General features: G+C 69.1%; 21 protein-coding genes. 14 read left to right on the forward strand and 7 right to left on the reverse strand.

What is annotated here, in order from left to right; all coding sequences use genetic code 11:
• The first annotated feature begins 26 nt into the window (after positions 1-26).
• The 3 genes from treZ to AC1MFL_RS14485 all read left to right on the forward strand — a co-directional run bounded on the left by treZ (position 27) and on the right by AC1MFL_RS14485 (position 4,183).
• The gene (gene treZ / locus AC1MFL_RS14475; RefSeq protein ID WP_479810543.1) at positions 27-1,841 is read left to right on the forward strand and encodes a malto-oligosyltrehalose trehalohydrolase; all 1,815 of its coding nucleotides are present in this window, start codon (positions 27-29) and stop codon (positions 1,839-1,841) included.
• Between the two features lie 15 nt (positions 1,842-1,856).
• Positions 1,857-2,894: an L-glyceraldehyde 3-phosphate reductase gene (mgrA, locus tag AC1MFL_RS14480; RefSeq protein ID WP_479810545.1), complete on the forward strand. Its 1,038-nt coding sequence runs from the start codon at positions 1,857-1,859 to the stop codon at positions 2,892-2,894.
• Between the two features lie 203 nt (positions 2,895-3,097).
• Positions 3,098-4,183, forward strand: a complete 1,086-nt coding sequence (locus AC1MFL_RS14485; RefSeq protein ID WP_479810547.1) for an inositol-3-phosphate synthase — start codon at positions 3,098-3,100, stop codon at positions 4,181-4,183.
• Positions 4,184-4,269: 86 nt separating this feature from the next.
• Here the strand turns inward: AC1MFL_RS14485 and AC1MFL_RS14490 are convergent, their stop codons facing one another.
• The 4 genes from AC1MFL_RS14490 to mshA all read right to left on the reverse strand — a co-directional run bounded on the left by AC1MFL_RS14490 (position 4,270) and on the right by mshA (position 8,397).
• Entirely contained in the window at positions 4,270-4,866 is a 597-nt protein-coding gene (locus AC1MFL_RS14490; protein ID WP_479810549.1) for an endonuclease domain-containing protein, read from the reverse strand.
• Positions 4,867-4,944: 78 nt separating this feature from the next.
• Positions 4,945-5,187, reverse strand: coding sequence for a hypothetical protein (locus AC1MFL_RS14495; protein ID WP_479810551.1), 243 nt, complete (start codon positions 5,185-5,187; stop codon positions 4,945-4,947).
• Between the two features lie 122 nt (positions 5,188-5,309).
• Positions 5,310-7,052, reverse strand: coding sequence for a formate--tetrahydrofolate ligase (locus AC1MFL_RS14500; RefSeq protein ID WP_479810553.1), 1,743 nt, complete (start codon positions 7,050-7,052; stop codon positions 5,310-5,312).
• Between the two features lie 58 nt (positions 7,053-7,110).
• Positions 7,111-8,397 carry a D-inositol-3-phosphate glycosyltransferase gene (gene mshA, locus AC1MFL_RS14505; protein ID WP_479810555.1) on the reverse strand — a complete coding sequence of 429 codons (1,287 nt, stop codon included), beginning with the start codon at positions 8,395-8,397 and terminating at the stop codon, positions 7,111-7,113.
• A gap of 141 nt (positions 8,398-8,538) precedes the next feature.
• Between mshA and AC1MFL_RS14510 the strand changes: the two genes are divergently transcribed.
• Positions 8,539-9,075, forward strand: coding sequence for an N-acetyltransferase family protein (locus AC1MFL_RS14510; protein WP_479810557.1), 537 nt, complete (start codon positions 8,539-8,541; stop codon positions 9,073-9,075).
• 34 nt (positions 9,076-9,109) lie between these two features.
• Here AC1MFL_RS14510 and AC1MFL_RS14515 read toward each other — a convergent pair whose 3' ends face one another.
• Entirely contained in the window at positions 9,110-10,594 is a 1,485-nt protein-coding gene (locus AC1MFL_RS14515; protein ID WP_479810559.1) for a family 4 glycosyl hydrolase, read from the reverse strand.
• Positions 10,595-10,675: 81 nt separating this feature from the next.
• Between AC1MFL_RS14515 and AC1MFL_RS14520 the strand changes: the two genes are divergently transcribed.
• The 6 genes from AC1MFL_RS14520 to AC1MFL_RS14545 all read left to right on the forward strand — a co-directional run bounded on the left by AC1MFL_RS14520 (position 10,676) and on the right by AC1MFL_RS14545 (position 16,696).
• Positions 10,676-11,767 (forward strand): PfkB family carbohydrate kinase, encoded by a 1,092-nt coding sequence (locus AC1MFL_RS14520; protein ID WP_479810561.1) that lies wholly within the window; start codon positions 10,676-10,678, stop codon positions 11,765-11,767.
• A gap of 586 nt (positions 11,768-12,353) precedes the next feature.
• Positions 12,354-13,574, forward strand: coding sequence for an alanine racemase (gene alr, locus AC1MFL_RS14525; protein WP_479810563.1), 1,221 nt, complete (start codon positions 12,354-12,356; stop codon positions 13,572-13,574).
• A complete protein-coding gene (gene tsaE / locus AC1MFL_RS14530; RefSeq protein ID WP_479810565.1) occupies positions 13,571-14,245 on the forward strand; it encodes a tRNA (adenosine(37)-N6)-threonylcarbamoyltransferase complex ATPase subunit type 1 TsaE in 675 nt (224 codons plus the stop codon). The genes alr and tsaE overlap by 4 nt, the downstream gene beginning before the upstream one ends.
• Positions 14,245-14,916 (forward strand): tRNA (adenosine(37)-N6)-threonylcarbamoyltransferase complex dimerization subunit type 1 TsaB, encoded by a 672-nt coding sequence (gene tsaB / locus AC1MFL_RS14535; RefSeq protein WP_479810567.1) that lies wholly within the window; start codon positions 14,245-14,247, stop codon positions 14,914-14,916. The genes tsaE and tsaB overlap by 1 nt, the downstream gene beginning before the upstream one ends.
• A gap of 137 nt (positions 14,917-15,053) precedes the next feature.
• Positions 15,054-15,521: a ribosomal protein S18-alanine N-acetyltransferase gene (gene rimI, locus AC1MFL_RS14540; protein ID WP_479815475.1), complete on the forward strand. Its 468-nt coding sequence runs from the start codon at positions 15,054-15,056 to the stop codon at positions 15,519-15,521.
• Positions 15,518-16,696 (forward strand): tRNA (adenosine(37)-N6)-threonylcarbamoyltransferase complex transferase subunit TsaD, encoded by a 1,179-nt coding sequence (locus tag AC1MFL_RS14545; protein ID WP_479810569.1) that lies wholly within the window; start codon positions 15,518-15,520, stop codon positions 16,694-16,696. Before rimI ends, AC1MFL_RS14545 begins: the two co-directional genes overlap by 4 nt.
• 21 nt (positions 16,697-16,717) lie before the next feature.
• Here AC1MFL_RS14545 and AC1MFL_RS14550 read toward each other — a convergent pair whose 3' ends face one another.
• Complete coding sequence (locus AC1MFL_RS14550) at positions 16,718-17,869, reverse strand: glutamate--cysteine ligase (protein WP_479810571.1); 1,152 nt, start codon at positions 17,867-17,869, stop codon at positions 16,718-16,720.
• A 231-nt stretch (positions 17,870-18,100) separates the two neighbouring features.
• On the opposite strand from AC1MFL_RS14550, the gene AC1MFL_RS14555 reads away from it, so the two are divergent.
• Positions 18,101-18,922, forward strand: a complete 822-nt coding sequence (locus tag AC1MFL_RS14555; RefSeq protein ID WP_479810573.1) for a shikimate 5-dehydrogenase — start codon at positions 18,101-18,103, stop codon at positions 18,920-18,922.
• A gap of 81 nt (positions 18,923-19,003) precedes the next feature.
• On the opposite strand, the gene AC1MFL_RS14560 is transcribed toward AC1MFL_RS14555, so the two are convergent.
• Positions 19,004-20,221, reverse strand: coding sequence for a THUMP-like domain-containing protein (locus AC1MFL_RS14560; RefSeq protein ID WP_479810575.1), 1,218 nt, complete (start codon positions 20,219-20,221; stop codon positions 19,004-19,006).
• Positions 20,222-20,277: 56 nt separating this feature from the next.
• On the opposite strand from AC1MFL_RS14560, the gene AC1MFL_RS14565 reads away from it, so the two are divergent.
• From AC1MFL_RS14565 to groL, 3 genes are all read left to right on the forward strand, one after another.
• Positions 20,278-20,709 (forward strand): hypothetical protein, encoded by a 432-nt coding sequence (locus tag AC1MFL_RS14565; RefSeq protein ID WP_479810577.1) that lies wholly within the window; start codon positions 20,278-20,280, stop codon positions 20,707-20,709.
• Positions 20,710-20,928: 219 nt separating this feature from the next.
• Positions 20,929-21,225: a co-chaperone GroES gene (groES, locus tag AC1MFL_RS14570; RefSeq protein ID WP_056635831.1), complete on the forward strand. Its 297-nt coding sequence runs from the start codon at positions 20,929-20,931 to the stop codon at positions 21,223-21,225.
• A gap of 76 nt (positions 21,226-21,301) precedes the next feature.
• The gene (groL, locus tag AC1MFL_RS14575) at positions 21,302-22,912 is read left to right on the forward strand and encodes a chaperonin GroEL (protein WP_226762074.1); all 1,611 of its coding nucleotides are present in this window, start codon (positions 21,302-21,304) and stop codon (positions 22,910-22,912) included.
• Positions 22,913-22,975: the final 63 nt, after the last annotated feature.

Consider the following 22,975-nt stretch of genomic DNA (forward strand, 5'->3'; position numbering starts at 1 on the left):
CCCATCCCGGGGAACGGAAGAATGCCATGACCTTGCCTGCACACGGAACCACCTTGCCCGCGCACGAACGCTTCAACCTCTGGGCGCCGGACGCGCACACCGTCACGCTGCTCGCCGGCGGCCGGGAGTACCCGATGCGCCGCATCTCCGGTGACGTTCCCGGCCTGGCCGGCCTGGGCGGCGCGGACGGCACCGGCGGCTGGTGGACCGCCCCGGAGGCCCCGGCCTCCGGGGACGTGGACTATGGCTACCTGCTCGACGGGGACACCATCCCGCTGCCGGACCCCCGGTCCCGGCGGCAGCCAGAGGGCGTCCACTCGCTCTCACGGACCTTCGACGCCGGCAGCCACCAGTGGGCGGACGGGCAGTGGCAGGGCCGCGGGCTGCAGGGGGCCGTGATTTACGAGCTGCACCTGGGGACCTTCACCCCCGAGGGCACGCTGGATGCCGCCGTCGGCAAGCTCGGCTACCTGGCGGACCTCGGCATTGATTTCGTGGAGCTGCTGCCGGTGAACGGCTTCAACGGCACCCACAACTGGGGCTACGACGGGGTCCTCTGGTACGCGGTGCACGAAGGCTACGGCGGGCCGGCGGCATACCAGCGCTTCGTCGACGCCGCCCATGCCGCCGGGCTCGGCGTGATCCAGGACGTGGTCTACAACCACCTTGGCCCCAGCGGGAACTACCTTGGGCGCTTCGGTCCGTACCTGAAGTCGGGGGAGGGCAACACCTGGGGCGACTCGGTGAACCTCGACGGCCCCGGCTCCGACGTCGTGCGCCGCTACATCCTCGAGAACGCCGCCATGTGGCTGCGGGACTACCACGTGGACGGGCTGCGGCTCGATGCCGTGCACGCCTTCAAAGACGAGCGGGCCATCCACCTGCTGGAGGAGTTCGGTGCGCTGGCGGACGAAGTCTCCGCCGAAACCGGGCGCCGTGCCACGATGATCGCCGAGTCGGACCTCAACGACCCGCGGCTGCTCTACCGCCGCGATGCCAACGGCTACGGCCTGGCCGGACAGTGGAGCGATGACTTCCACCACGCCGTCCATGTCAACGTCAGCGGCGAGACCACCGGCTACTACGAGGATTTCGGCTCCGTCGGCGCGCTGGCGAAGGTCCTGGTCGACGGGTTCTTCCACGACGGCAGCTACTCCAGCTTCCGCGGCCGGCACCACGGCCGGCCCATCAACACGGCCGCGGTCCACCCGGCCGCCCTCGTGGTCTGCAGCCAGAACCACGACCAGATCGGCAACCGGGCCACGGGCGACCGGCTCTCCCAGACCCTCGGGTACGGGCAGCTGGCGCTGGCCGCCGTCGCAACCCTGACGTCGCCGTTCACTCCGATGCTGTTCATGGGCGAGGAATACGGCGCCACCACCCCGTGGCAGTTCTTCACCTCGCACCCGGAACCGGAACTGGGCAGGGCCACCGCGGAGGGCCGGATCCGGGAGTTCGAGCGGATGGGCTGGGACCCCGCCGTCGTGCCCGACCCGCAGGACCCGGAGACTTTCTCCCGCTCCCGGCTCAACTGGGCCGAAGCCGAGTCGGGGGACCATGCCCGGCTGCTGGAGTTGTACCGGCAGCTGATCGCGCTGCGGCGCTCGACGCCGGAGCTCGCGGGCCTCGGCTTCGAGGACACCGCCGTGGCCTTCAGCGACGCCGACGGCTGGCTGCGCCTGCGCCGCGGCCGTACGGAGGTGGCGATGAACTTCGCCGCCGAACCGCGCCGGCTCGGCGTTGCCGGTGCCTCGATTGCGCTGGCCACCGATGCCGGGGTGCGCCTCGACGCCGGCCAGCTCGAGCTGCCCGGCCACAGCGCCGCCATTATCACGAAATAGGACAGGATTTTACGAATGACGTATGTTGCAGCAGAGACCCGTTATGACTCCATGCCGTACCGCCGCGTCGGCCGCAGCGGGCTGAAGCTCCCGGCCATTTCGCTGGGCCTGTGGCACAACTTCGGCGACGACTTGCCCTTCGAAACCCAGCGGGCCATCCTGCGCCGGGCCTTCGACCTGGGCGTCAACCACTTCGATCTGGCGAACAACTACGGGCCGCTCGCCGGTTCCGCGGAAACCAACTTCGGCCGGCACCTCAGGGACGACTTCGCCCCCTACCGGGACGAGCTCATCATTTCCACCAAGGCCGGCTACAACATGTGGCCGGGTCCGTTCGGCGAATGGGGCTCCCGCAAATACCTGCTCGCCAGCCTGGACCAGTCCCTGGGCCGCATGGGCCTGGATTACGTGGACATCTTCTACAGCCACCGGCCGGACCCGGAAACGCCGATGGAAGAGACCATGGGCGCCCTGGACTACGCCGTCCGCTCCGGGAAGGCCCTGTACGCCGGCATCTCCTCCTACACCCCGGAACAGACCCTCGAGGCCGCCCGGATCCTGAAGGAACTCGGCACCCCGCTGCTGATCCACCAGCCCAGCTACTCCATGCTGAACCGCTGGACCGAGAACGGCAGCCCCAACCTGTACGAGGCGCTGGAGCAGGTGGGGGCCGGCTCGATCGCGTTCTCGCCGCTGGCGCAGGGCATGCTCACCGACCGCTACCTGAACGGGATCCCGGCCGACTCCCGCGCCGCGCAGGAGAAGTCGCTGGACGAAAACAGCATCACGGAGGACAAACTGGACCGGGTGCGCGGCCTGCACCGGATCGCCGAAGGCCGCGGGCAGAGCCTTGCGCAGATGGCCATCGCCTGGATCCTGCGCGAGCAGGGCAGGGGGTCCTCCGTGACCTCCGCGCTCGTCGGCGCGTCCAGCGTCCGGCAGCTCGAGGACACCCTGTCCGCGGTCAACAATCTCGACTTCACCGCGGCGGAGCTGACGGCGATCGACGAGTTCGCCGTCGAGTCCGACATCAATCTCTGGGCACAGAAGTAGCCGGCTGCGCCCCGCGGGCGGGTAGTCGCCCGCGGGTGACCGGACGCAGGTAATACAGATGGCGCCGGCCGGCGGGAACAAGCAGCCCGCCGGCGCCGTTGACTAGAATGCTAAGGGCGCCGTACGGCGCCATGCCCGTCTGCCGCCGCCGCGCATCAGCGCGTCCACGCCGGGCATTTGAAGTTTGTTCTCAAAGGAGTTCCGTGTCTTCACATCCGATTCGTGTTGCAATCGTCGGCGTAGGAAACTGTGCCACTTCGCTGGTCCAGGGCGTTGAGTACTACCGGGATGCCGATCCCAAGGCCACGATTCCGGGGCTGATGCATGTCGAGTTCGGCAAGTACCACGTCAACGACGTCGAGTTCGTTGCCGCATTCGACGTCGACGCCAAGAAGGTCGGCCTGGACCTGTCCGAGGCCATCCTCGCCAGCGAAAACAACACCATCAAGATCGCCGACGTCCCGCCGACCGGTGTCACCGTCCAGCGCGGGCCGACCCTCGACGGGCTCGGCAAGTACTACCTCGAGACCATCGAGCAGTCCACGGAGGAGCCGGTCGACGTCGTCCAGGCCCTCAAGGACGCCAAGGTCGACGTGATGGTCTGCTACCTGCCGGTCGGGTCGCAGGAAGCCGCGGAGTTCTACGCGCAGTGCGCGATCGACGCCGGGGTTGGCTTCGTCAACGCCCTGCCGGTCTTCATCGCCGGCACCAAGGCCTGGGCGGACAAGTTCACCGCCGCCGGTGTCCCGATCGTGGGCGATGACATCAAGAGCCAGATCGGTGCCACCATCACGCACCGCGTCATGGCCAAGCTGTTCGAGGACCGCGGCGTCACCCTGGACCGCACCTACCAGCTGAACGTCGGCGGCAACATGGACTTCAAGAACATGCTGGAACGCGACCGCCTCGAGTCCAAGAAGATCTCTAAGACCCAGGCCGTCACCTCCAACGTGGAAGCCGACATCGCGCCCCGCGACGTGCATATCGGCCCGTCGGACTACGTGCAGTGGCTTGATGACCGCAAATGGGCCTTTGTCCGGCTTGAGGGCCGCAACTTCGGCGACGCCCCGGTGTCGCTCGAATACAAGCTCGAGGTCTGGGACTCGCCCAACTCCGCCGGCGTGATCATCGACGCCATCCGTGCCGCCAAGATCGGCCTGGACCGCGGCATCGGCGGGCCGCTGCTCTCGGCGTCGAGCTACTTCATGAAGTCCCCGCCGGAGCAGTTCAACGACGACGTCGCCCGCGACAAGGTCGAGGCCTTCATCCGCGGCGACCTGGAGCGCTAACCCTGCCCCACACCCCCCGGTTGCCCTATCACTTACGGTGCTCAAACCCCCGGTTTGACCGCCACAAGTGATAGGGCAACCGGCGTTTAACGTCCGTGGAGTGCGAGCCGGACTCGTCGGACGGCGCCGCGGAAGTCGTCTGCCAGGTCGTCGGCGTTGAACTTGAAATAGCGCCAGCCTGCCGCGTTGAACGATTCGTCGCGTCGGTTGTCGCGGGACTGCTGTTCGCGCGTGCGGTGGTGGCCGCCGTCGTACTGGATGGCGACCCGTTGCCTCCGGTAGCCAAGGTCCGCGGCGGGGGAGTAGGGGTCGCCCGGCACAATCCTCAGCTGCAATTCGGGCTCCGGCAGTCCGGCATCGGTCAACGCCAGGCGCAGGAACGTTTCCGGCGCGGAGTCGGAGCCGGGCCGGATGAGCTCCAGCGCCTGGCGGGCTTTCACGATTCCTTTGAGTTTTGGATGCCGTGCGAGCATCGCCGTGAGCTGGGGAAACGCCGCCCACGGCCGGGTGCGGCCCTCCAGCCCAACGCGGGGCTGCCGCACCAGTTGGTCGCCCACTGCCACGAGGTCCTCCAGCGGCAGGATACGGGCCAGGTCCAGCCAGGTCCGGGCGGGCGTTGAAATCAAGATTCCGTCCCAGACCATAAGCTCGTCGTCGAACACCAGAACGGTATGCCCGACCACGCCTTCACGCCGGACAGGCGGCAGGGCCTTGGGCTTGCTGAGATGGAGTTCCCGGCTGCCTCGGTACCAGGAGGGCAGCTACAGCCCCAGCAGCATTGCGGCCGTGAGGTGCGAGATCCATGCGCCCGGCGTTGCGGCGGACAGGGCACGGGCCAGTCCGCGGAGTTCAAACTCCCATCCGGTGGGCAGATAAAGCAACCGGCCGGCCGTCGCGAGATCGGCAGCGCGAAGCCGGGAGCTGCCCAGAGTCGCAGCCCGTGCCTCGTAGACGGTGAACGGGGCGGAGGCGAGGTGGGCCGGCAGGGCTGCAGGTGGGTGCATGCGGACCATTCTTATCCGAACGCCGGATCCCCGCTCCGGTTATCCACAGGGCCCCGTTGCGCTATCACTTTTGGTGGCCATTCGCCCGAAATGGCAGCCAAAAGTGATAGAGCAACGGGGGGTTAGAAGAGGCCGACGGGGTTGCCTTCGTCGTCGATGTCCATGCGCATCGCGGCCGGGACCTTCGGCAGTCCCGGCATCGTCATGACCGCGCCGGTGAGAGCCACGATGAAGCCGGCGCCGGTCTTGGGGATGAGGTCGCGGACGTGCACGGTGAAACCCTTCGGGGCGCCGAGCTTGGTGGCATCGTCGCTGAAGGAGTACTGGGTCTTCGCCATGCAGACCGGGAAGGCGGACCAGCCGTTCTTCTCGATCTCCGCGAGCCGTTTGAGCGCCGGGACGGAGAAATCCACGCCGTCGGCGCCATAGATCTCCTGCACGATGGTCCGGATCTTCTCCTCCACCGACATCTCCAGCGGGTACAGGTGGCGGAAGGTGTGCGGGGCCTCGATGGCCGCGGCGACCTTGGCCGCGAGCTCGTCGCCGCCGTCGCCGCCCCCGCCGCGGCCCCAGACGTCGGCCACGGCCGCCTGGACGCCTTCCGCGGCGCACCATTCCAGCAGCCAGTCCAGCTCCTCCCGGGCGTCCGTGGCGAACTTGTTGATCGCCACCACCGGCGTGATGCCGAACTTCTCCACGTTCCGCACATGCCGCTGGAGATTGACGACGCCGGCGGCCAGCGCGTCCAGGTTGGGCTCCTTGAGCTGGTCCTTGGGGAGGCCGCCGTGCATCTTCAGTGCCCGGACAGTCGCCACCACGACGACGGCGGACGGCGCCACGTCGGCGACGCGGGACTTGATGTCCATGTATTTCTCCGCACCCAGGTCGGCGCCGAACCCGGCCTCGGTGACGACGATGTCCGCCAGCCGGCGCGCGGTCTGGGTGGCGATCAGGGAGTTGCAGCCATGGGCGATGTTGGCGAAAGGTCCGCCGTGCACCAGGGCCGGGGTCCCGGCGATGGTCTGCACCAGGTTCGGTTTGAGCGCGTCCTTGAGCAGCATCGTCAGGGCGCCCTGGACGCCCAGCTCCGCCACCGTGACCGGCTGCCGGTCGTAGGTGTAGCCGAAGGTGATCCGGCCGAGCCGTTCCCGCAGGTCCGCGAGGTCGGTGGCGAGGCAGAACACCGCCATGATCTCGGATGCCACCGTGATGTCGAAGCCGTCCTGCCGGGGGATGCCCTGGGTCGGCCCCCCGAGGCCGATCACGACCTCGCGCAGCGACCGGTCGTTCATGTCCAGCACGCGCTTGAACGTCATCCGGCGCGGGTCGATGTTCAATTCGTTGCCCTGGTAGATGTGGTTGTCCACGAGGGCCATCAGGGCGTTGTTCGCCGAGGTGACGGCGTGGAAGTCGCCGGTGAAGTGCAGGTTGATCTCGTCCATCGGCAGCACCTGGGAGTAACCGCCGCCGGCGGCGCCGCCCTTCATGCCCAGAATGGGGCCCAGCGACGGTTCGCGCAGGGCGATCATCACCTTGTGGCCGGCCCGGGCCAGGGAGTCCGCCAGGCCCACGGTGGTGGTGGACTTGCCCTCGCCGGCGGGTGTGGGCGACATCGCGGAGACCAGCACCACCTTGCCGGGGGTGCGGGGAACACCGCCGGGGTGCCGGACGGCGAGTTTGGCCGGGTCGATTTTCGCCTTGTACCGGCCGTAGTGCTCAAGGGCCTCGGCGTTGATTCCGGCCGCCGCGGCAATCTCCTCGATCGGCCGCATCGTGGCCCGCTGCGCGATCTCCAGATCACTCAGGGCCGTGGCCGGCGCGGTACCGGCAGCTGCTGCGGATCGGGGAATCGTCGATTCAGACATCGTTGTCCTTTGGCTCGTGGCGTCGGTGGGTGTTCCGGCCAGTGGTTTCAGGCCGCTGCTACCGGCCCGTGGATCCGGGTGAGGGCGTGTGGCCCACCGGAATGGTCAGGTTTCCAAAGTACTGGCTCAGCGCGGTGTGATAGCTCTCCAGCGTAATGGCGGCGGTGCGCTGCCAGCCGAATTCCTGCGCGTGCAGGGAAGCCGCGCGCCCCATGTCCCCGCGGGTCTCCGGGTCGTCGTACAGGGCTTCCAGGGCATCGGCCCAGTCTGCGGGCTTGTGGCCCTCGATGAGCAGCCCGGTCCGTCCGTCGAACACGGCACGGGACAGCCCGCCGACTTTGGTGGCGACCACCGGCGTCCCGCAGGCCTGGGCTTCGAGCGCCACGAGGCCGAAGGATTCGCTGTAAGAGGGCATGACCACGACGTCGGCGGACCGGTACCAGCCGGCGAGCTCCGGTGCGCTGACCGGCGGGTGGTGGGTGACGACGTCGTCCATTCCGGCGGAGCTGATCAGCGACTTCAGATCGAAGTCCTTGGACCCGCTGACCGCTCCGACGATGGTCAGCTGCAGGTCGATGTCCGGGCGCCGGGCCCGCAGCAGGGCGGCGGCTTTCACCAGGATCTGCGGGCCCTTGAGGCGCTGGATCCGGCCGGCGAACAGCAGGTGGAACCGGCCCGGCGGCACCCCATGCTCGGCGCGGGCGCGGGTGCGGAAGGCGGGGGTGAAAATGCCCAGATCCACGCCGGGCGGCGCCACGTCGATGTGGTCGTTGTCCGCGTTGTAGTGCGAGACCAGTTCCGCCGCCTCGGTGCCGGTGTTGGCGATCAGCCGGGTGGCGCCGTCGACAATCCGCTGCTCGCCGTCCTCGCGCCGGCGCGGCTCGGGCTGCTCGCCCGCGGCCAGGTGCAGGTTCTTCACCTTGGCCATGGTGTGCATGGTGTGGACGAGGGGCAGCCGCCACAGGCTGGCGAGTTCAAGCCCGGCCACCCCGGAAACCCAGTAGTGCGAATGGATCACGTCGTAGCGGCCGTGCGGCTGGAGCTGCCGGATCCGGTCGATTTCGGCGACCATGCTGTGCAGCAGTTCAGGCAGTTCCTCCTTGGGCAGCTTCCGGGTCGGGCCGGCCAGGACGTTGTGCACGCAGACCCCGGGGGAGGGGTGCTCGACGGCGGCCTGTCCGGCGGCCGTGGACCGGGTGAAGATCTCCACTTCGACGCCGGTTTCGGCCAGGGCCGCGGCGAGGGCGCGGATGTACACGTTCATGCCGCCCGCATCGCCGGAACCGGGCTGCTCCATCGGGGAGGTGTGCAGCGAGAGGAAGGCCACGCGGCGGATCAGCGACATTCATCTCCCTCTCTGGACAGGCCCTGGCGGACGCTGCCGGAACTGCGTTTCGATAAAACACTACTCCTGAAGTTCCCGCGGGTTCACAGGCAGGCGGGCGGCGCCGGTCACAGCGCCGGGCTTGCTGCTAACGTGACGGCTGTGAGCACACCTGCAGGGACAGATCCCCCCGCCCCCGGCTGGGATATCCGTTCGGCCACCGGCCGGGATTGGCCGGCGATCTGGGAGATCCTCGAACCCGTCATCAGGGCCGGGGAGACCTTCACCTGGGACCGGGACACCACCGAACACCAGGCCCGCGAACGGTGGTTCAAGCAGGCTCCGGGCCAGACCTTCGTCGCCGCCGGGCGGGGGGAGTTCGAGGGTGCCATCCTGGGCACCGGCGAGCTGCACGCGAACCAGGGCGGCGGCGGAAGCCACGTCGCCAATGCCGGGTACATGGTCCACCCGGCCCACGGCGGCAAGGGGGTGGCCCGTGCGCTGTGCGCCTACTCGCTGGACGCGGCACGGGCGGCCGGATTCCGCGCCATGCAGTTCAACGCCGTCGTGGAAAGCAACGTCCGGGCGGTTGCCGCCTGGCAGTCCCTGGGCTTCGAGATCCTGGCCACCATCCCGGAAGCGTTCCTGCACCCGCGGCTGGGCTACGTGGGCCTGCACCTGATGTACCGCAGGCTCTAGCGGTACTGGCCCCTCACGGCAAGCGCCGGCCGCCTCAGGGGTTCCCGGCCCAGAGCGTCCCGAGGTCCGGGAACGCGGCCTCGTAGCCGGCGAGCAGTTTTCCCGCAAGGTCCGCGGAGCCGACCAGCGGGTGCCCGGCGAAAGCCGCCAGGGCAGCTTCCCGGCGGCCCGGGCCCGTTGTCCCGGCGTCCGCGTCCCGGCCGGTGGCCGTCACGACGAGGCGTTCGACGTCCTTGACCTGCCGGAGCAGGGCCAGTTGCGCCGGCGCCGGACGTTCCTGCGGCAGCGGCACCACGCCGTCGGGCGTCACCCGGCAGGGAACCTCGACGACGGCGTCCGCCGGCAGTCCCGGAATCGCCGCCGCCGCTTCGACTCCGGCACCGGCACCTGCCCCGGCAGCGCCGGTGGTGTTCGGGGTGTTCAGGATCAGCTCCGCCGGACCGCCGCCGGAGAGGGCGCGCATGACCGCGAGCGCGACGCGTTCGTAGCCGCCGCCGGCCAGGTCCGTCTCATCCCGGCGCTCGCCGGCGGCCCGGGCCTCGGCGAGGTAGCCCTCTTCGCGGGAGCGGCGCGCGGCGTCCCACAGCCGGTAGGCGTCCTGGCCGGCCGCCGCGAGCCGCGGGTAGAGCTCGGTCTGCTGCCGGTCGATGGACTCGCCGCGGGTCGTGGCGGAGGCCCGGATGCCGGCCAGGGCACGCCCGGTCTCGTAGTAGTAATAGAGGTATTCATTGGGCAGGCATCCCAGTTCCGCCAGGAAGCGCTGCGGAAACAGCCGGCCTTCCTCGAAACCGGCCAGGGCGCTGGCGTCGGCCAGCAGCCCGGGCAGCACGTCCCTGCCGCCGGCCTCCAGCCGGTACAGCCAGCCCAGATGGTTCAGGCCGTAGTACCCCACGCCGTCGAGCTTTCCCTCGGGAAGTCCGACGCCGGCGGCCCGCGCCGCCCGGTACACCAGCCCGCTGGCCGAGTCGCAGATGCCCACCACCTTGCGGCCGAGCACCGGAACCAGGGCTTCGGTGACCATGCCTGCGGGGTTGGTGAAATTGAGCAGCCACGCCTCCGGGCAGCGGCGCCGCATCTGGTCCGCGAGCTCGAGCATGCGGGGGATGGACCGCAGCGCGTAGGAGATGCCGCCCGCCCCTGTGGTTTCCTGGCCCAGGAGCCCCAGGTCCAGGGCGACGCGCTCATCGGCGGTGCGTCCCGCGGTCCCGCCGGGGCGGATCGCGGCGAACACCAGGTCCGTGCCGTCCAGCGCCTCGGCCAGCGAGGTGGTGGCCCGGACCACGGGACGGGGCGCGCCGCCGGACCCGGCGGCCGCGGCGCCGGGGGCGTCTCCGGGGGCCGCGCCGGGCGTTTTCTGCCCCGTGAAGGAGGCCAGGACCGCGCTGATGGCGGCGAGGCGGCCGGGATCGACGTCGTACAGCACCAGTTCCCGGACCAGCCCGGCGAAGGGTCCCGCGCAGAGCGCCCGGTAGACCAGCGGTACGCGGAACCCGCCGCCTCCGGCAATCATCAGCCGCATGCCGACAGTCTATTCACAGTGGTCCTGCCGGGCCCGTCGCCCACCTTTCCTGCGGCACGGGGACGGCGTAATGTGCCATACATGGACGCGATACCGACGCGGCGTTTTGATCCGCTTTCCTCCGTCCGGACCCCGGATGCGGTGGGCTTTGACCTGCTGCTGACCGGAACCGTTTTCCAGGACATCATTTTCACCGGGCTGCCGCACGCCCCCGTCGCCGGTACCGAGATCTGGAGCGACGGGATGGGCAGCTGCCCGGGCGGCGTGGCCAACCAGGCGATTGCCGCGGCACGGCTCGGGCTGCGCACCGGGCTGGCGGCCGCGTTCGGCGATGACGGCTACGGCGACTACAACTGGAAGATCCTGGCCGGACAGGAGCACGTGGATCTGTCCCTGTCCCGGCGCGTGGCAGGCTGGCATTCACCGGTCACGGTGTCCCTCAGCGTGGAGCATGACCGGTCCATGGTGACGCACGGCCACCCGGCCCCGGTGAGCTCCAGCGAACTGGTCGGCTGCCCGCCGCCGGCGCTCGCCGCCGTCGCTGAGCTCGGCGAGGAGCTGGAACCGTGGGCACTCGACGCCCACAAGGCCGGGGTCCGGCTGTTCGGCGACGTCGGCTGGGACCCCACCGGCGTCTGGTCCTCCGCCCGGCTGGACAACCTGCAGTACTTCCACGCCTTTATGCCGAACCAGCACGAGGCGATGGCCTTCACCGGCAACGACAACCCGTGGGCGGCCCTATACGCCCTGGCGGACCGGGTGCCGGTGGCCGTCGTGACCCTGGGGGCGCAGGGGGCGATGGCCGTGGACTCCGAAACGGGCGAGGAGGAGTGGGTGCCCTCCCTGCCGGTGTCCGCCTACGATCCGACCGGCGCGGGCGACTGTTTCGGCGCCGCCTTCATCGTCGGCTGCCTGGCCGGCTGGCCGCTCGGCGACCGGCTGCGGTTCGCCAACCTCTGCGCCGCACTGGCCGTCCAGGAGGTCGGCGGGTCGCTGGCCGCACCCGGCTGGGGGGACATCGCCGACTGGTGGCAGCGGGCCAACGCCCGGAAGGAACGCCAGAGCAGCCAATGGCTCCGACGCTACAGCTTCCTTGAGGACATCATCCGTGACGTGCCGCCGGAGGCGCAGCGGCGGGCGACGGCGACCATCGCCCACCTCTCGGACGCGTAGCCGGCGCGGCCACCCGCCTTTCCCGCTGGACATGCCCTCCGTTCGGGGTGGCGAATGGACATAATGGCATTGTGCCCAGTGGCGGGCGCAAGGAATGGGCATGTCCCTCGGGGAGCCGCGTCGGGCGCGGATCTGGATCGCGCCTGGTTCTGGTGGCCGCTGGACATGCCCTCCGTTCGGGGTGGCGAATGGACAATGGCATTGTGCCCAATGGCGGGCGCAAGGACTGGGCATGTCCGTCGGGGAGCCACGTCGGGCGCGGATCTGGATCGCGCCTGGTTCCGGTGGCCGCTGGGCATGCCCTCCGTTCGGGGTGGCGAATGGACATAATGGCATTGTGCCCAATGGCGGGCGCAAGGACTGGGCATGTCCGTCGGGGAGCCACGTCGGGCGCGGATCTGGATCGCGCCTGGTTCCGGTGGCCGCTGGGCATGCCCTCCGTTCGGGGTGGCGAATGGACATAATGGCATTGTGCCCAGCTGCGGGCGCGAACACTGGGCATGTCCCTCAGGGCGGGGCGGGGTGCTGTCGGGGGCCGAAGGGGGCCGAATTCAGCCGGATGCGCTGCCACCCCTAGAATCGTTAAGTGACTTACCCAGCAGCTACAGGTGACTTCCAGCCCGTCCCGGAGGCTCCGCCGGCCTTCGCCGAGGAACGCTCGGCAGTAATCGACCTCGAAGCCATCCGGCACAATGTCCGCCGGCTGGCCGCCGTGGCGTCACCGGCCCGGGTGATGGCAGTGGTCAAGGCCGATGCCTACGGCCATGGCGCCATTCCCGTCGCCCGCGCAGCGCTCAGCGCCGGCGCCCACTGGCTGGGAACGGCGCACATTTCCGAGGCCCTGGCCCTGCGCGCCGCCGGCATCGAGGCACCCCTGCTGGCGTGGCTGCATACCCCGGAGAGCAACTTCGCCGCCGCTGTGGCCGCGGGGATCGACATCGGCTGCTCGGGCTGGGAACTGGAACGCATTGTGGCAGCCGCCCGCGAGCAGGAACGGCCGGCCCGCGTGCACCTCAAGGTGGACACCGGCCTGGGCCGCAACGGCGCGACCCTGGATGTCTGGGACAGCTTGGTCGGCGAAGCCATGGAATACCAGGACCAGGGCCTGCTGCGGGTGGTGGGCATCTTCTCCCACCTGGCCGTCGCCGACGAACCCGAGCGCCCGGAAACCGACGAGCAGCTGGCGGCCTTCCGCGAAGCCCTCGCCATCGCCCAGGACGCCGGCGTCGATCCCGAGGTGCGGCACCTCGCCAACACCCCGGCCACCCTGTCCCGCCCTGACACCCACTTCGATCTGGTCCGCGTGGGGCTGGGCCTGTATGGACTCTCCCCGTTCGAAGGGCAGGGCTCGGAAGAGCTGGGGCTGCGCCCCGCCATGACCGTCCGCACCGTCGTTTCGCACTGCAAGGATGTTCCCGCCGGCCAGGGCGTGTCCTACGGGTTGAACTACCGCACGGGAAGCACCAGCACCCTGGGCCTGATCCCGTTGGGCTACGCCGACGGCGTCCCGCGGATCGCCACCGGGGGACCGGTCCGCGTCGGCGGCGTGAACTACCCGGTCGTGGGACGTATCGCGATGGACCAGATGGTGATCGACCTCGGCCCGCTCCACGTTTCCGCCGGAGGGTCCAGCGTTCTCGGCGCGGAGGCGGTCCTGTTCGGCAACGGCGCCGACGGCGGCCCCACCGCCGAGGACTGGGCCCGGGCGGCCGGCACCAACAACTACGAGATCGTCACCCGGATCAGCCCCCGGGTGCCGCGCCGCTACATCAATGAAGAACCCGCCGGCGACGAGTCCCGGCCGTGAGCGCGGCAGCCTGGGAACGGACCCTGGAAGTCCGGACCGCGGACGAGACCCACGCCCTCGCGGCCGGCCTCGGCTCCCAGCTCGGGGCCGGGGACCTGCTGGTCCTCACCGGTGAGCTGGGCGCGGGCAAGACCACCTTCACCCAGGGCCTCGGGGAGGGCCTGGGGGTCCGGGCCGGCATCATCTCACCGACTTTCGTGCTGGTCCGCGTCCACCCCAACCTTCCCGACGGCCCGCGGCCGGGCGGACCGGACCTGGTGCACGTTGACGCGTACCGGCTGGGTTCGGCCTCGGAGATCGACGACATCGACCTGGAAAACACCATGGACAGCGCCGTGACCGTGGTCGAATGGGGCCGTGACCGCGTGGAGCACCTGAGCGAGAGCCGGCTTGAGGTGGACCTGGTCCGCAGGCTGGGAGGCGGCGTGTCCGCCCCGCATGCGGCCCCGGCCCCGGAATCCACCGGGGAGCTGGCGGCTGTCCATGACCCCGGTGTGCTGGACTTCGACACCGACGACGACGACGAACCCCGCACGATCGTGATCCGGGGCTTCGGCCCCCGCTGGGTGAACCCGCCGGCACTCCCCGCACCCGCTGAGACCGGGCCCGCCCCCGCACTCCCCGCACCCGCTGAGACCGGGCCCGCGCCCCACATCCCGGAAGGGAACTGATGCTGATCCTTGCCATTGACACCTCAGCCGTGGCCAGCGCCGCGCTCGTCTCTGATGACACCCCGGAGTCCCTCGTGGGCTGCTTTGCCACCGAGGACACCCGGAGCCATGCCGAAGTGCTGGCCCCGGGCATCGAAGCGCTCCTCGCCGAGGCCGGCCTGAGCGGCGCCGACATCGACGCGGTCGTCACCGGGGTGGGGCCCGGCCCGTTTACCGGCCTGCGTTCGGGCATCGTCACCGCCCGGACCCTCTCGTTCGTGTGGGGCAAACCGCTCTACGGCCTGATGAGCCTGGACGCCATCGCCCTGGAAGTGGCGGAATCCACCGACGCGGCGCCGGAGTTCCTCGTCGCCACGGACGCCCGGCGGAAAGAGGTCTACTGGGCCCGGTACGCTCTCGCCGGCGGCCAGCTGCCGCGGCTCCTGGACGGCCCGCACGTCGGCTTCGCCGCGGACCTGCCCGAGCTTCCGGTCTACGGAGCCGGCGCCGGCCTCTATGCAGACGTCCTCAAGGCTGTCCCCGAATTCTGCTCCCGCCAGCCCGAGGCCCTCTCGCTGGGTCAGTTCGCCCTCGCGCGCCTCGCCGCAGGGGAGCAGCTGCTCGATTCCACTCCGCTCTACCTGCGCGAGTCCGACGCCCAGGTACCCGGGCCGCGGAAGAGGGCACTGTGAACGGCGGGGCGGCAGGACAGGACAGGGGGCACGGAGCAGGCCATGGCCCAGGACGGATCGCAGCACGGGTCGCAGCACAGGGCGCAGCGCCCGCAGCCGGACAGGCAAGGGTGCCGGGCGGTGTGACCCTGCGGGAGATGACCGCGGGGGACATCCCCGCCGTGCACGAACTCGAGCGGAGGCTTTTCCCGGTGGATGCCTGGCCGCTGCAGATGTTCGTCGATGAGCTGGCGCAGGCCGAAACACGGCACTACCTCGTGGCCGAGCGTTCCGGGAAGATCGTGGGCTACGCCGGGCTGATGTGCATGGAGCCGATCTCGGACGTCCAGACCATCGCCGTCGTCCCGGAGCAGGAAGGCCAGGGCATCGGGTCGGCACTGCTCACCGAGCTCATCGAAGAAAGCCGGCGGCGCCGTGCCGAGGACGTCCTTCTGGAGGTCCGGGCCGACAACCCCCGAGCCCAGCAGCTCTACCGCCGCTACGGATTCCAACAGATCCACGTCCGGCCCCGCTACTACCGCGACGGCGTCGACGCACTGATCATGCGTCTTCGGCTCGGCACCCGCGGACCCGACACCACGCCCAGGGAAGCAGACCGCCCATGAACAGCACCGACCAGGACCAGCCGCTGGTCCTCGGCATTGAATCCTCCTGCGACGAGACCGGCGTCGGGATTGTCCGCGGCACCCGGCTGCTGACCAACACCGTGTACTCCTCCATGGATGAGCATGTCCGGTTCGGCGGCGTGATCCCCGAGATCGCCTCCCGCGCGCACCTGGACGCCTTCGTGCCCACGCTCCGCGAGGCGCTGGCCGAGGCCGGGGTAACCCTGGAAGACATCGACGCGATCGCCGTCACGTCCGGCCCCGGGCTCGCCGGAGCCCTGATGGTGGGTGTCTGCGCGGCCAAGGCGCTCGCCGTCGCCACTGGCAAGCCGCTCTACGCCATCAACCACCTCGTCGCGCATGTCGGCGTCGGGCTGCTGCAGACCGACGACGGCGGCCCGCTGGCCCCCGCCCGCTCCGCGCCGGAGAGCGCCTCCCCGGAGAGCGCCTCCCCGGAGAGCGCCGCGCCGGGGAATGCCCCGAGGGAGCGCGCCCTGCCGGAAAACCTGGGCGCCCTGCTGGTCTCCGGCGGCCACACCGAAATCCTGCGGATCCGGAACATCACCGGCGACGTTGAGCTGCTCGGGTCCACGATCGACGACGCCGCCGGCGAGGCCTACGACAAGGTGGCCCGGCTCCTGGGCCTGGGCTATCCGGGCGGGCCGGCCATCGACAAGCTGGCACGCACCGGCAACGCCAAAGCGATCCGCTTCCCGCGCGGCCTCAGCCAGCCCAAATACATGGGGACCGCGGAAGAACCCGGACCGCACCGCTACGACTGGTCCTTCAGCGGACTCAAGACCGCCGTCGCACGCTGCGTGGAGCAGTTCGAGGCGCGCGGCGAAACGGTGCCGGTGGCGGACATCGCCGCCGCCTTCCAGGAGGCCGTGGTGGACATCATTACCTCCAAGGCGCTGCTGGCCTGCCGCGAGCACGGCATCACCGAACTGCTGCTCGGCGGCGGCGTGGCGGCGAATTCCCGGCTGCGCCAGCTCACGGAACAGCGCTGCAGCGCCGCCGGAATCCGGCTGACCGTCCCGCCGCTTTCGCTGTGCACGGACAACGGCGCCATGGTCGCGGCTCTCGGCGCCCAGCTGGTGATGGCAGGGATCGCGCCGAGCGGCATCGCGTTCGCGCCCGATTCCTCGATGCCGGTCACAACCGTCTCGGCCTGAAAGCCGCCGGCGAAAGCGGGACTAGGCTTCGGGGCCCTTGCGCATCTGCTGAACCAGGTCCAGGACGACGGCGCGCAGGTCGCCGTTGTGCTCCGCCGCCACGCGCCGCTGCCGCTGGTACCCTGCGCCGCGCTCGATGATCTTCAGGACGTCGGCCAGTTCGGCGACGCAGTCCAGCTTCACGGCCACGGGTTCCAGCCGGGCGACGGTCTCGCGGATGTGGTCGGTGACGAGCTGTTCGTTGCCCGCGGCGTCGAGGATGATGATGGCGTCCAGGCCGTAACGGGCCGCCCGCCATTTGTTCTCCTGCACATGCCAGGGCGGCATGGTGGGGATGGTCCCGCCGTTGTCCAGCGTGGTGGAGAACTCGTCGACGAGGCACTGCGTCAGGGCGGCGATGGCGCCGACTTCCTCGAGCGAGGCCAGGCCGTCGCAAATGCGCATCTCGATGGTGCCGAAATGCGGGACGGGCCGGATGTCCCAGCGGATTTCGGAAAGTGAGTCGATCACCCCGGTGGTGAACATGTCCTGGGCGTAGGACTCGAAGTCCTCCCAGCTGGCGAACTGGAAGGGCAGCCCGGCGGTGGGCAGCTGCTGGAACATCAGTGCACGCTGCGAGGCGTACCCGGTGTCCTCGCCGCCCCAGAACGGGCTGGAGGCGGAGAGCGCCTGGAACTGCGGGAAGTAGTTCACCAGGCCGTCCAGGACGGGGAGGACCTTGTCCCGGCTGTCCAGGCCCACATGCACGTGGACGCCGTAGATCACCATCTGCCGGCCCCACCACTGGGTGCGATCAATGAGCTTGGCGTAGCGCTCCTTGTCCGTCACCGGCTGCAGCTGCGGGGGGCTGAAGGGGTGGCTGCCGGCGCAGAAGATCTCGACGCCCATCGGATCCGTGACGTCACGGACGGCGGCGAGGGAGCTGCTCAGGTCCGCTTTGGCCTCGGCCACGGTGTTGCAGATGCCGGTGACGAGCTCCACCGTGTTCAACAGCAGCTCCTGCTTGATGTGCGGGTGCTCGTCGTCCTCGTTCAGTTCGGGATGCCGTGCGGCGACGCCGCGGAGGACTTCCTTGGCCACGGAGGCAAGCTCCCCGGTTTCGGCGTCCACGAGGGCAAGTTCCCATTCCACACCAAGAGTTGATTGCCTGGATGAAGCGAAATCAATCTTCATGTGGTCCTTTCATTGTTGTGCTGTCCGTTTCCATGCCCCGGCCGGCTTTCGTCATGGGCGGACTCGCCGGACAGTTGGCGAGGCAACAGTGGCTCAAGTCTAGTGCAGGGGCGGCCTGCAGCCCGTGGCCGGACGGCAGCGGAAACGTGAAAGTGTTCACAAAACTGCTCGGATCGCGGCACGGCGTCCGGGAGCGGGGCGGCGGGGGGCCGCCTGGCGTTTAATGGAGTGGTGCCCATCCTGAATAAAGACATGACCCTCTGCATCTCGCTCTCGGCCCGACCGAGCAACAACGGGACGCGCTTCCACAACCACCTGTACGAACAGCTCGGCCTGAACTGGATCTACAAGGCCTTTGCCCCGACCGACCTCGCGCAGGCGATCGCTGGCGTGCGCGGCCTCGGAATCCGCGGCTGCGCCGTGTCGATGCCGTACAAGGAGGACGTCATCGCGCTCGTGGATGTGATGGACCCGTCCGCGAAAGCTATCGACTCGGTCAACACGATCGTCAACGACGGCGGCACGCTCACCGCCTACAACACCGACTACACCGCGATCGAGCAGCTGCTGCAGCGCAACGCCGTGCCTGCCTCCTACTCGGTGCTGCTCAAGGGCGCCGGGGGGATGGCGAAGGCGACGGCCGCGGCGCTGCGCGACGCCGGGTTCCGGGATGTCACCGTGATCGCCCGCAACGAGGAGGCCGGGCGGGCGCTCGCCGGGCTCTATGGTTTCGCCTGGCGCGCCGACGCCGGTCCGTCCCTGACGGCCGACATGATCATCAACGTCACGCCTGTTGGCATGGCGGGCGGGCCCGACGCGGACTCCCTGTCCTTCCCGCAGGAAACGGTGGACGCCGCGAAGGTGGTGTTCGACGTCGTCGCGCTGCCGGCCGAGACCCCGCTGATCAAGGCCGGCCGGGCGGCCGGGAAGACCGTGATCACCGGTGCCGAGGTGGCGACCATCCAGGCGCTGGAGCAGTTTGTGCTGTACACCGGCATCCGGCCCACCGAGGAGCAGGTCCGCGCCGCCGAGGACTTCATGCGGGCCCAGTAGCCTCCGGTAACCAGTAGCCTCCGGTAACCAGTAGCCTCTGGTAATCCGGAAGCCCGGCACGCCGCCGTCCGGCGGCGTGCCTTAAACCGGCTGCACCGAAATGGCCACCCGCTCCTCGCCGATCCTGGTGAGGACCAGGGTGGCCGTTTTTTTGCTCTTATTCTTCCCTGCCGGGAGGAGCTGTTTGCGCAGTTCCTCCGGGGTCACCGAAGTGCCGCGCTTCTTGATGTCCAGCACCCCGATGCCCTGGTCCTTCACCCACGCCTTGAGCGCCTTGACGTTGTATGGCATCACGTCCAGGACCTTGTAGGCCCGGGCAAGGGGGGTGTCCTGCAGGTCCGGGGCGCAGATGTAGGCGATGTGTTCGTCCACGAGGTGCCCGCCCAGCAGGAGGGCGACGTCGGCCACCAGGCCCGCCCGGATAATGGCGCCGTCGGGCTCGTAGAGGTACCCCTCGACGGGCCCCACCGGGGCGACCGGACCGCCGTCGAAGTCCTCGGCGCTGGTGAGTTCCGCCGCGCCCGCGGGGCCGAGCAGCAGCGCCGCCCGCCGGATCCCCGGACGCCGGACCGCGTTGAACCACAGCCCCACCTCGGTGACGGCCCCGCCCACCGAAACCCACTGGGCCTCGCAGTCCTTGGGAACCGAATCGTGCGGCATGCCCGGGCCCATCTTCACACCCACGGCCAGGCCGGCTCCGGCAAGGGACTCGGCGAAGGACAGCGGCGGGGAGAAATCCTCCGGATCCCAGAGCCGTTTTGTCCCCGAGGTCGAGGTGGTCCGGCGGGCCGGGTCCAGCCAGACGCCGTCGATCCCGTCCAGGGCCACTGTGGTCGCGTCGGAATGGACCACCGTGGCGTTCCGGAACGGGATCAGGTTCATCGTGGCGCAGGCGGCCGTCGTCTCGTCCATTTCCACGGCCGTGACCTGGAGGTCCAGCGAGGCGAGCGCCATCGCGTCGGCGCCGAGGCCGCAGCCAAGGTCCGCCACGTGCTGCACGCCGGCTTCCGCGAAGCGTTGCGCGTGCCGTGCCGCCACGGTCAGCCGGGTGGCCTGCTCCAGGCCAGCCTGGGTGAAGATCATCTGCCGGGCGAACTCGCCGAACTTGGCCTCGGCCTTGGTCCGCAGCCGCGACTGGGTGAGCACGGCCGAAACGAGCTCGGGGGAGTGGCCGGCCTTCCGGAGGGAGGCGTTGAGGCGGAACGCCTCATCCTCCCGGTACGGGCCAAGTGACGCCAGCAGCTCCCAGCCTTCGGGGTTGAGGAGCGGGGCGATCTGGTCCTGCGGTGCGTCAGCCATGGAATCAAGCCTAGTTCAGGGCGCCGCCGGAGCTTGCGCCCGATAGGGTTGACGGCATGGATGACAGCGGTACGGCAAACGGCGGCATGGACGAAAGCTACCCGGACGACGGCGCCGCACAGCAGGACGCCGACGGCGGCCGCCCGGCCCGCCAGGGACTCGCCCGCTACGCCCGGCCCGCGCTTATCGCCGGCGGCATCATCGTCGTCGTCTGCCTGGCCCTGCTGGTGATCATCTTCCTGCTGGACTCCTTCAACGCCACCGTCTACTCCGTCGGCGGCAAGTCCGTCACGGACGCCACCGACGAGGCCAAGGCCATCCGCGAGAACTACGCCGGGGTCCGCGCCGGCGGCATCGCCTTCCTGGTCATGGGCGCTGCCCTGGCCGCGGCGGGAGCCCTGGTGATCTACCGGCACCGGAACGACGCCGGCGAAGATGACGGGGACACCGGTGAGGACGTCGACTTCGAGGACCTCGGCGGACGCTGATCCGGCAGCGGCGCAGCGTTCGCCGGGGACATAAATCTGGCACTCGCCTTGACCGAGTGCTAACTCCTTACATAGAGTCTTGCTTAGCACTCTCCCTAGGAGGGTGCTAACACCTGAAGCTTTATCAGCCAGGCTGCTGCCGGCACCGCGACGACGGTCTGTACGCCTTGGCCCCACAGCTTTAATGTCCACGAATTTGCTGACGAAAAGGAGAGGTCATTGTCGGTCTCTATTAAGCCTCTTGAGGATCGTATTGTTGTCCGCCCGCTCGAAGCCGAGCAGACCACGGCTTCCGGCCTGGTTATCCCGGACTCCGCGCAGGAAAAGCCGCAGGAAGGCGAAGTTGTTGCAGTAGGCCCCGGCCGCTTTGACGACAACGGCAACCGCGTTCCGATCGACGTCGCCATCGGCGACGTTGTGATCTACTCCAAGTACGGCGGAACTGAAGTCAAGACCGGCGGCACCGAGTACCTCGTGCTGTCCGCCCGCGACGTCCTGGCGATCGTCGTAAAGTAACTCTCTTGGACCCCGCGCCGCCGACCCCTCTCTGACGGGTCAGTTGCGCGGGGTTCTGTCTTGAAAGGACAAAACCATGGCAAAGCAGCTTGCGTTTAACGACGCTGCCCGCCGGTCGCTTGAAGCCGGCATTGATAAGCTCGCCAACACGGTCAAGGTGACGCTTGGCCCCCGCGGCCGCAACGTCGTGCTGGACAAGAAGTGGGGCGCCCCCACAATCACCAACGATGGCGTCACCATCGCCCGTGAAGTCGAGCTGGACGACCCGTACGAGAACCTTGGCGCGCAGCTTGCCAAGGAGGTCGCCACCAAGACCAACGACGTCGCCGGCGACGGCACCACCACCGCCACGGTGCTGGCACAGGCCCTCGTCAAGGAAGGCCTCCGCAACGTTGCGGCCGGCGCCGCACCGGGCCAGATCAAGCGCGGCATCGAGGTCTCCGTCGAGGCCATCGCCGCCCGCCTGCTCGAAAATGCCCGCCCGGTCGAAGGCACCCAGGTCGCCAACGTCGCCTCCATCTCCGCCCAGAGCGACGAGATCGGCGAACTGCTGGCCGAGGCGTTCGACAAGGTCGGCAAGGATGGTGTGATCACCATCGAGGAATCCTCCACCACGCAGACCGAGCTGGTCCTCACCGAGGGCATGCAGTTCGACAAGGGCTACCTGTCCCCGTACTTCGTCACCGACGCGGAACGCCAGGAAGCTGTCCTCGAAGACGCCCTGATCCTGATCAACCAAGGCAAGATCTCCTCCGTCCAGGACTTCCTGCCGCTGCTGGAAAAGGCGCTGCAGAGCTCCAAGCCGCTGTTCATCATCGCCGAGGACGTCGACGGCGAGGCATTGTCCACGCTGATCGTCAACCGCATCCGTGGCACCCTGAACGTCGTTGCCGTCAAGGCACCGGGCTTCGGTGACCGCCGCAAGGCCATGCTGCAGGACATCGCCACCCTCACGGGCGCACAGGTTGTCTCGCCGGAACTGGGCCTCAGCCTGGACACGGTTGGCCTTGAGGTGCTCGGCACCGCACGCCGCATCACCGTCACCAAGGACAACACCACGATCGTTGACGGCGCCGGTTCGGCAGAGGACGTCGCAGCCCGGGTTTCCCAGCTGCGCGCCGAGCTGACCCGCACCGACTCCGACTGGGACAAGGAAAAGCTCCAGGAACGCCTGGCCAAGCTGGCCGGCGGCATCGGCGTGATCAAGGTTGGCGCTGCCACCGAGGTCGAGCTGAAGGAAAAGAAGCACCGCATCGAGGACGCAGTGTCCTCGACCCGCGCTGCCCTTGAAGAAGGCATCGTGGCCGGCGGCGGCGCCGCCCTCATCCACGCCCTCAAGGCGCTCGACGAGGATCCTGCCGTCCAGGCCCTCGAAGGTGACGCGGCTGCTGCTGTCGGCATCGTCCGCCGGGCACTGACCCAGCCGCTGCGCTGGATCGCCCAGAACGCCGGCTTCGACGGCTACGTCGTCGTCGCCAAGGTGGCCGAATCCGCCAACAACCAGGGCTTCAACGCCAAGACCGGCGAATACGAAGACCTGATCGCTGCCGGCGTCATCGACCCCGTGAAGGTGACGCGTGCGGCCCTCCGCAACGCGGCTTCCATCGCGGCACTGGTGCTCACCACGGAAACCCTCGTGGTCGAGAAGCCTGCCGACGATGACCAGCACGCGGGCCACCAGCACTAAGGCCCACCAGGACCAGCTAGACGAAAGACCGGACCAGCACCAGCTGCTCCGGTCTTTCGTTGT

Source organism: Arthrobacter sp. BG3 (genome assembly GCF_056680185.1).

What these genes read in the sequence shown, in the direction of transcription:
- treZ (WP_479810543.1), top strand. Translation starts at nt 27, where the DNA reads ATGACCTTGCCTGCACACGGAACCACCTTGCCCGCGCACGAACGCTTC.
- mgrA (WP_479810545.1), top strand. Translation starts at nt 1,857, where the DNA reads ATGACGTATGTTGCAGCAGAGACCCGTTATGACTCCATGCCGTACCGC.
- AC1MFL_RS14495 (WP_479810551.1), bottom strand. Translation starts at nt 5,187, where the DNA reads ATGCACCCACCTGCAGCCCTGCCGGCCCACCTCGCCTCCGCCCCGTTC.
- AC1MFL_RS14500 (WP_479810553.1), bottom strand. Translation starts at nt 7,052, where the DNA reads ATGTCTGAATCGACGATTCCCCGATCCGCAGCAGCTGCCGGTACCGCG.
- mshA (WP_479810555.1), bottom strand. Translation starts at nt 8,397, where the DNA reads ATGTCGCTGATCCGCCGCGTGGCCTTCCTCTCGCTGCACACCTCCCCG.
- AC1MFL_RS14515 (WP_479810559.1), bottom strand. Translation starts at nt 10,594, where the DNA reads ATGCGGCTGATGATTGCCGGAGGCGGCGGGTTCCGCGTACCGCTGGTC.
- AC1MFL_RS14520 (WP_479810561.1), top strand. Translation starts at nt 10,676, where the DNA reads ATGGACGCGATACCGACGCGGCGTTTTGATCCGCTTTCCTCCGTCCGG.
- tsaB (WP_479810567.1), top strand. Translation starts at nt 14,245, where the DNA reads ATGCTGATCCTTGCCATTGACACCTCAGCCGTGGCCAGCGCCGCGCTC.
- rimI (WP_479815475.1), top strand. Translation starts at nt 15,054, where the DNA reads ATGACCGCGGGGGACATCCCCGCCGTGCACGAACTCGAGCGGAGGCTT.
- AC1MFL_RS14545 (WP_479810569.1), top strand. Translation starts at nt 15,518, where the DNA reads ATGAACAGCACCGACCAGGACCAGCCGCTGGTCCTCGGCATTGAATCC.
- AC1MFL_RS14550 (WP_479810571.1), bottom strand. Translation starts at nt 17,869, where the DNA reads ATGAAGATTGATTTCGCTTCATCCAGGCAATCAACTCTTGGTGTGGAA.
- AC1MFL_RS14560 (WP_479810575.1), bottom strand. Translation starts at nt 20,221, where the DNA reads ATGGCTGACGCACCGCAGGACCAGATCGCCCCGCTCCTCAACCCCGAA.
- AC1MFL_RS14565 (WP_479810577.1), top strand. Translation starts at nt 20,278, where the DNA reads ATGGATGACAGCGGTACGGCAAACGGCGGCATGGACGAAAGCTACCCG.
- groL (WP_226762074.1), top strand. Translation starts at nt 21,302, where the DNA reads ATGGCAAAGCAGCTTGCGTTTAACGACGCTGCCCGCCGGTCGCTTGAA.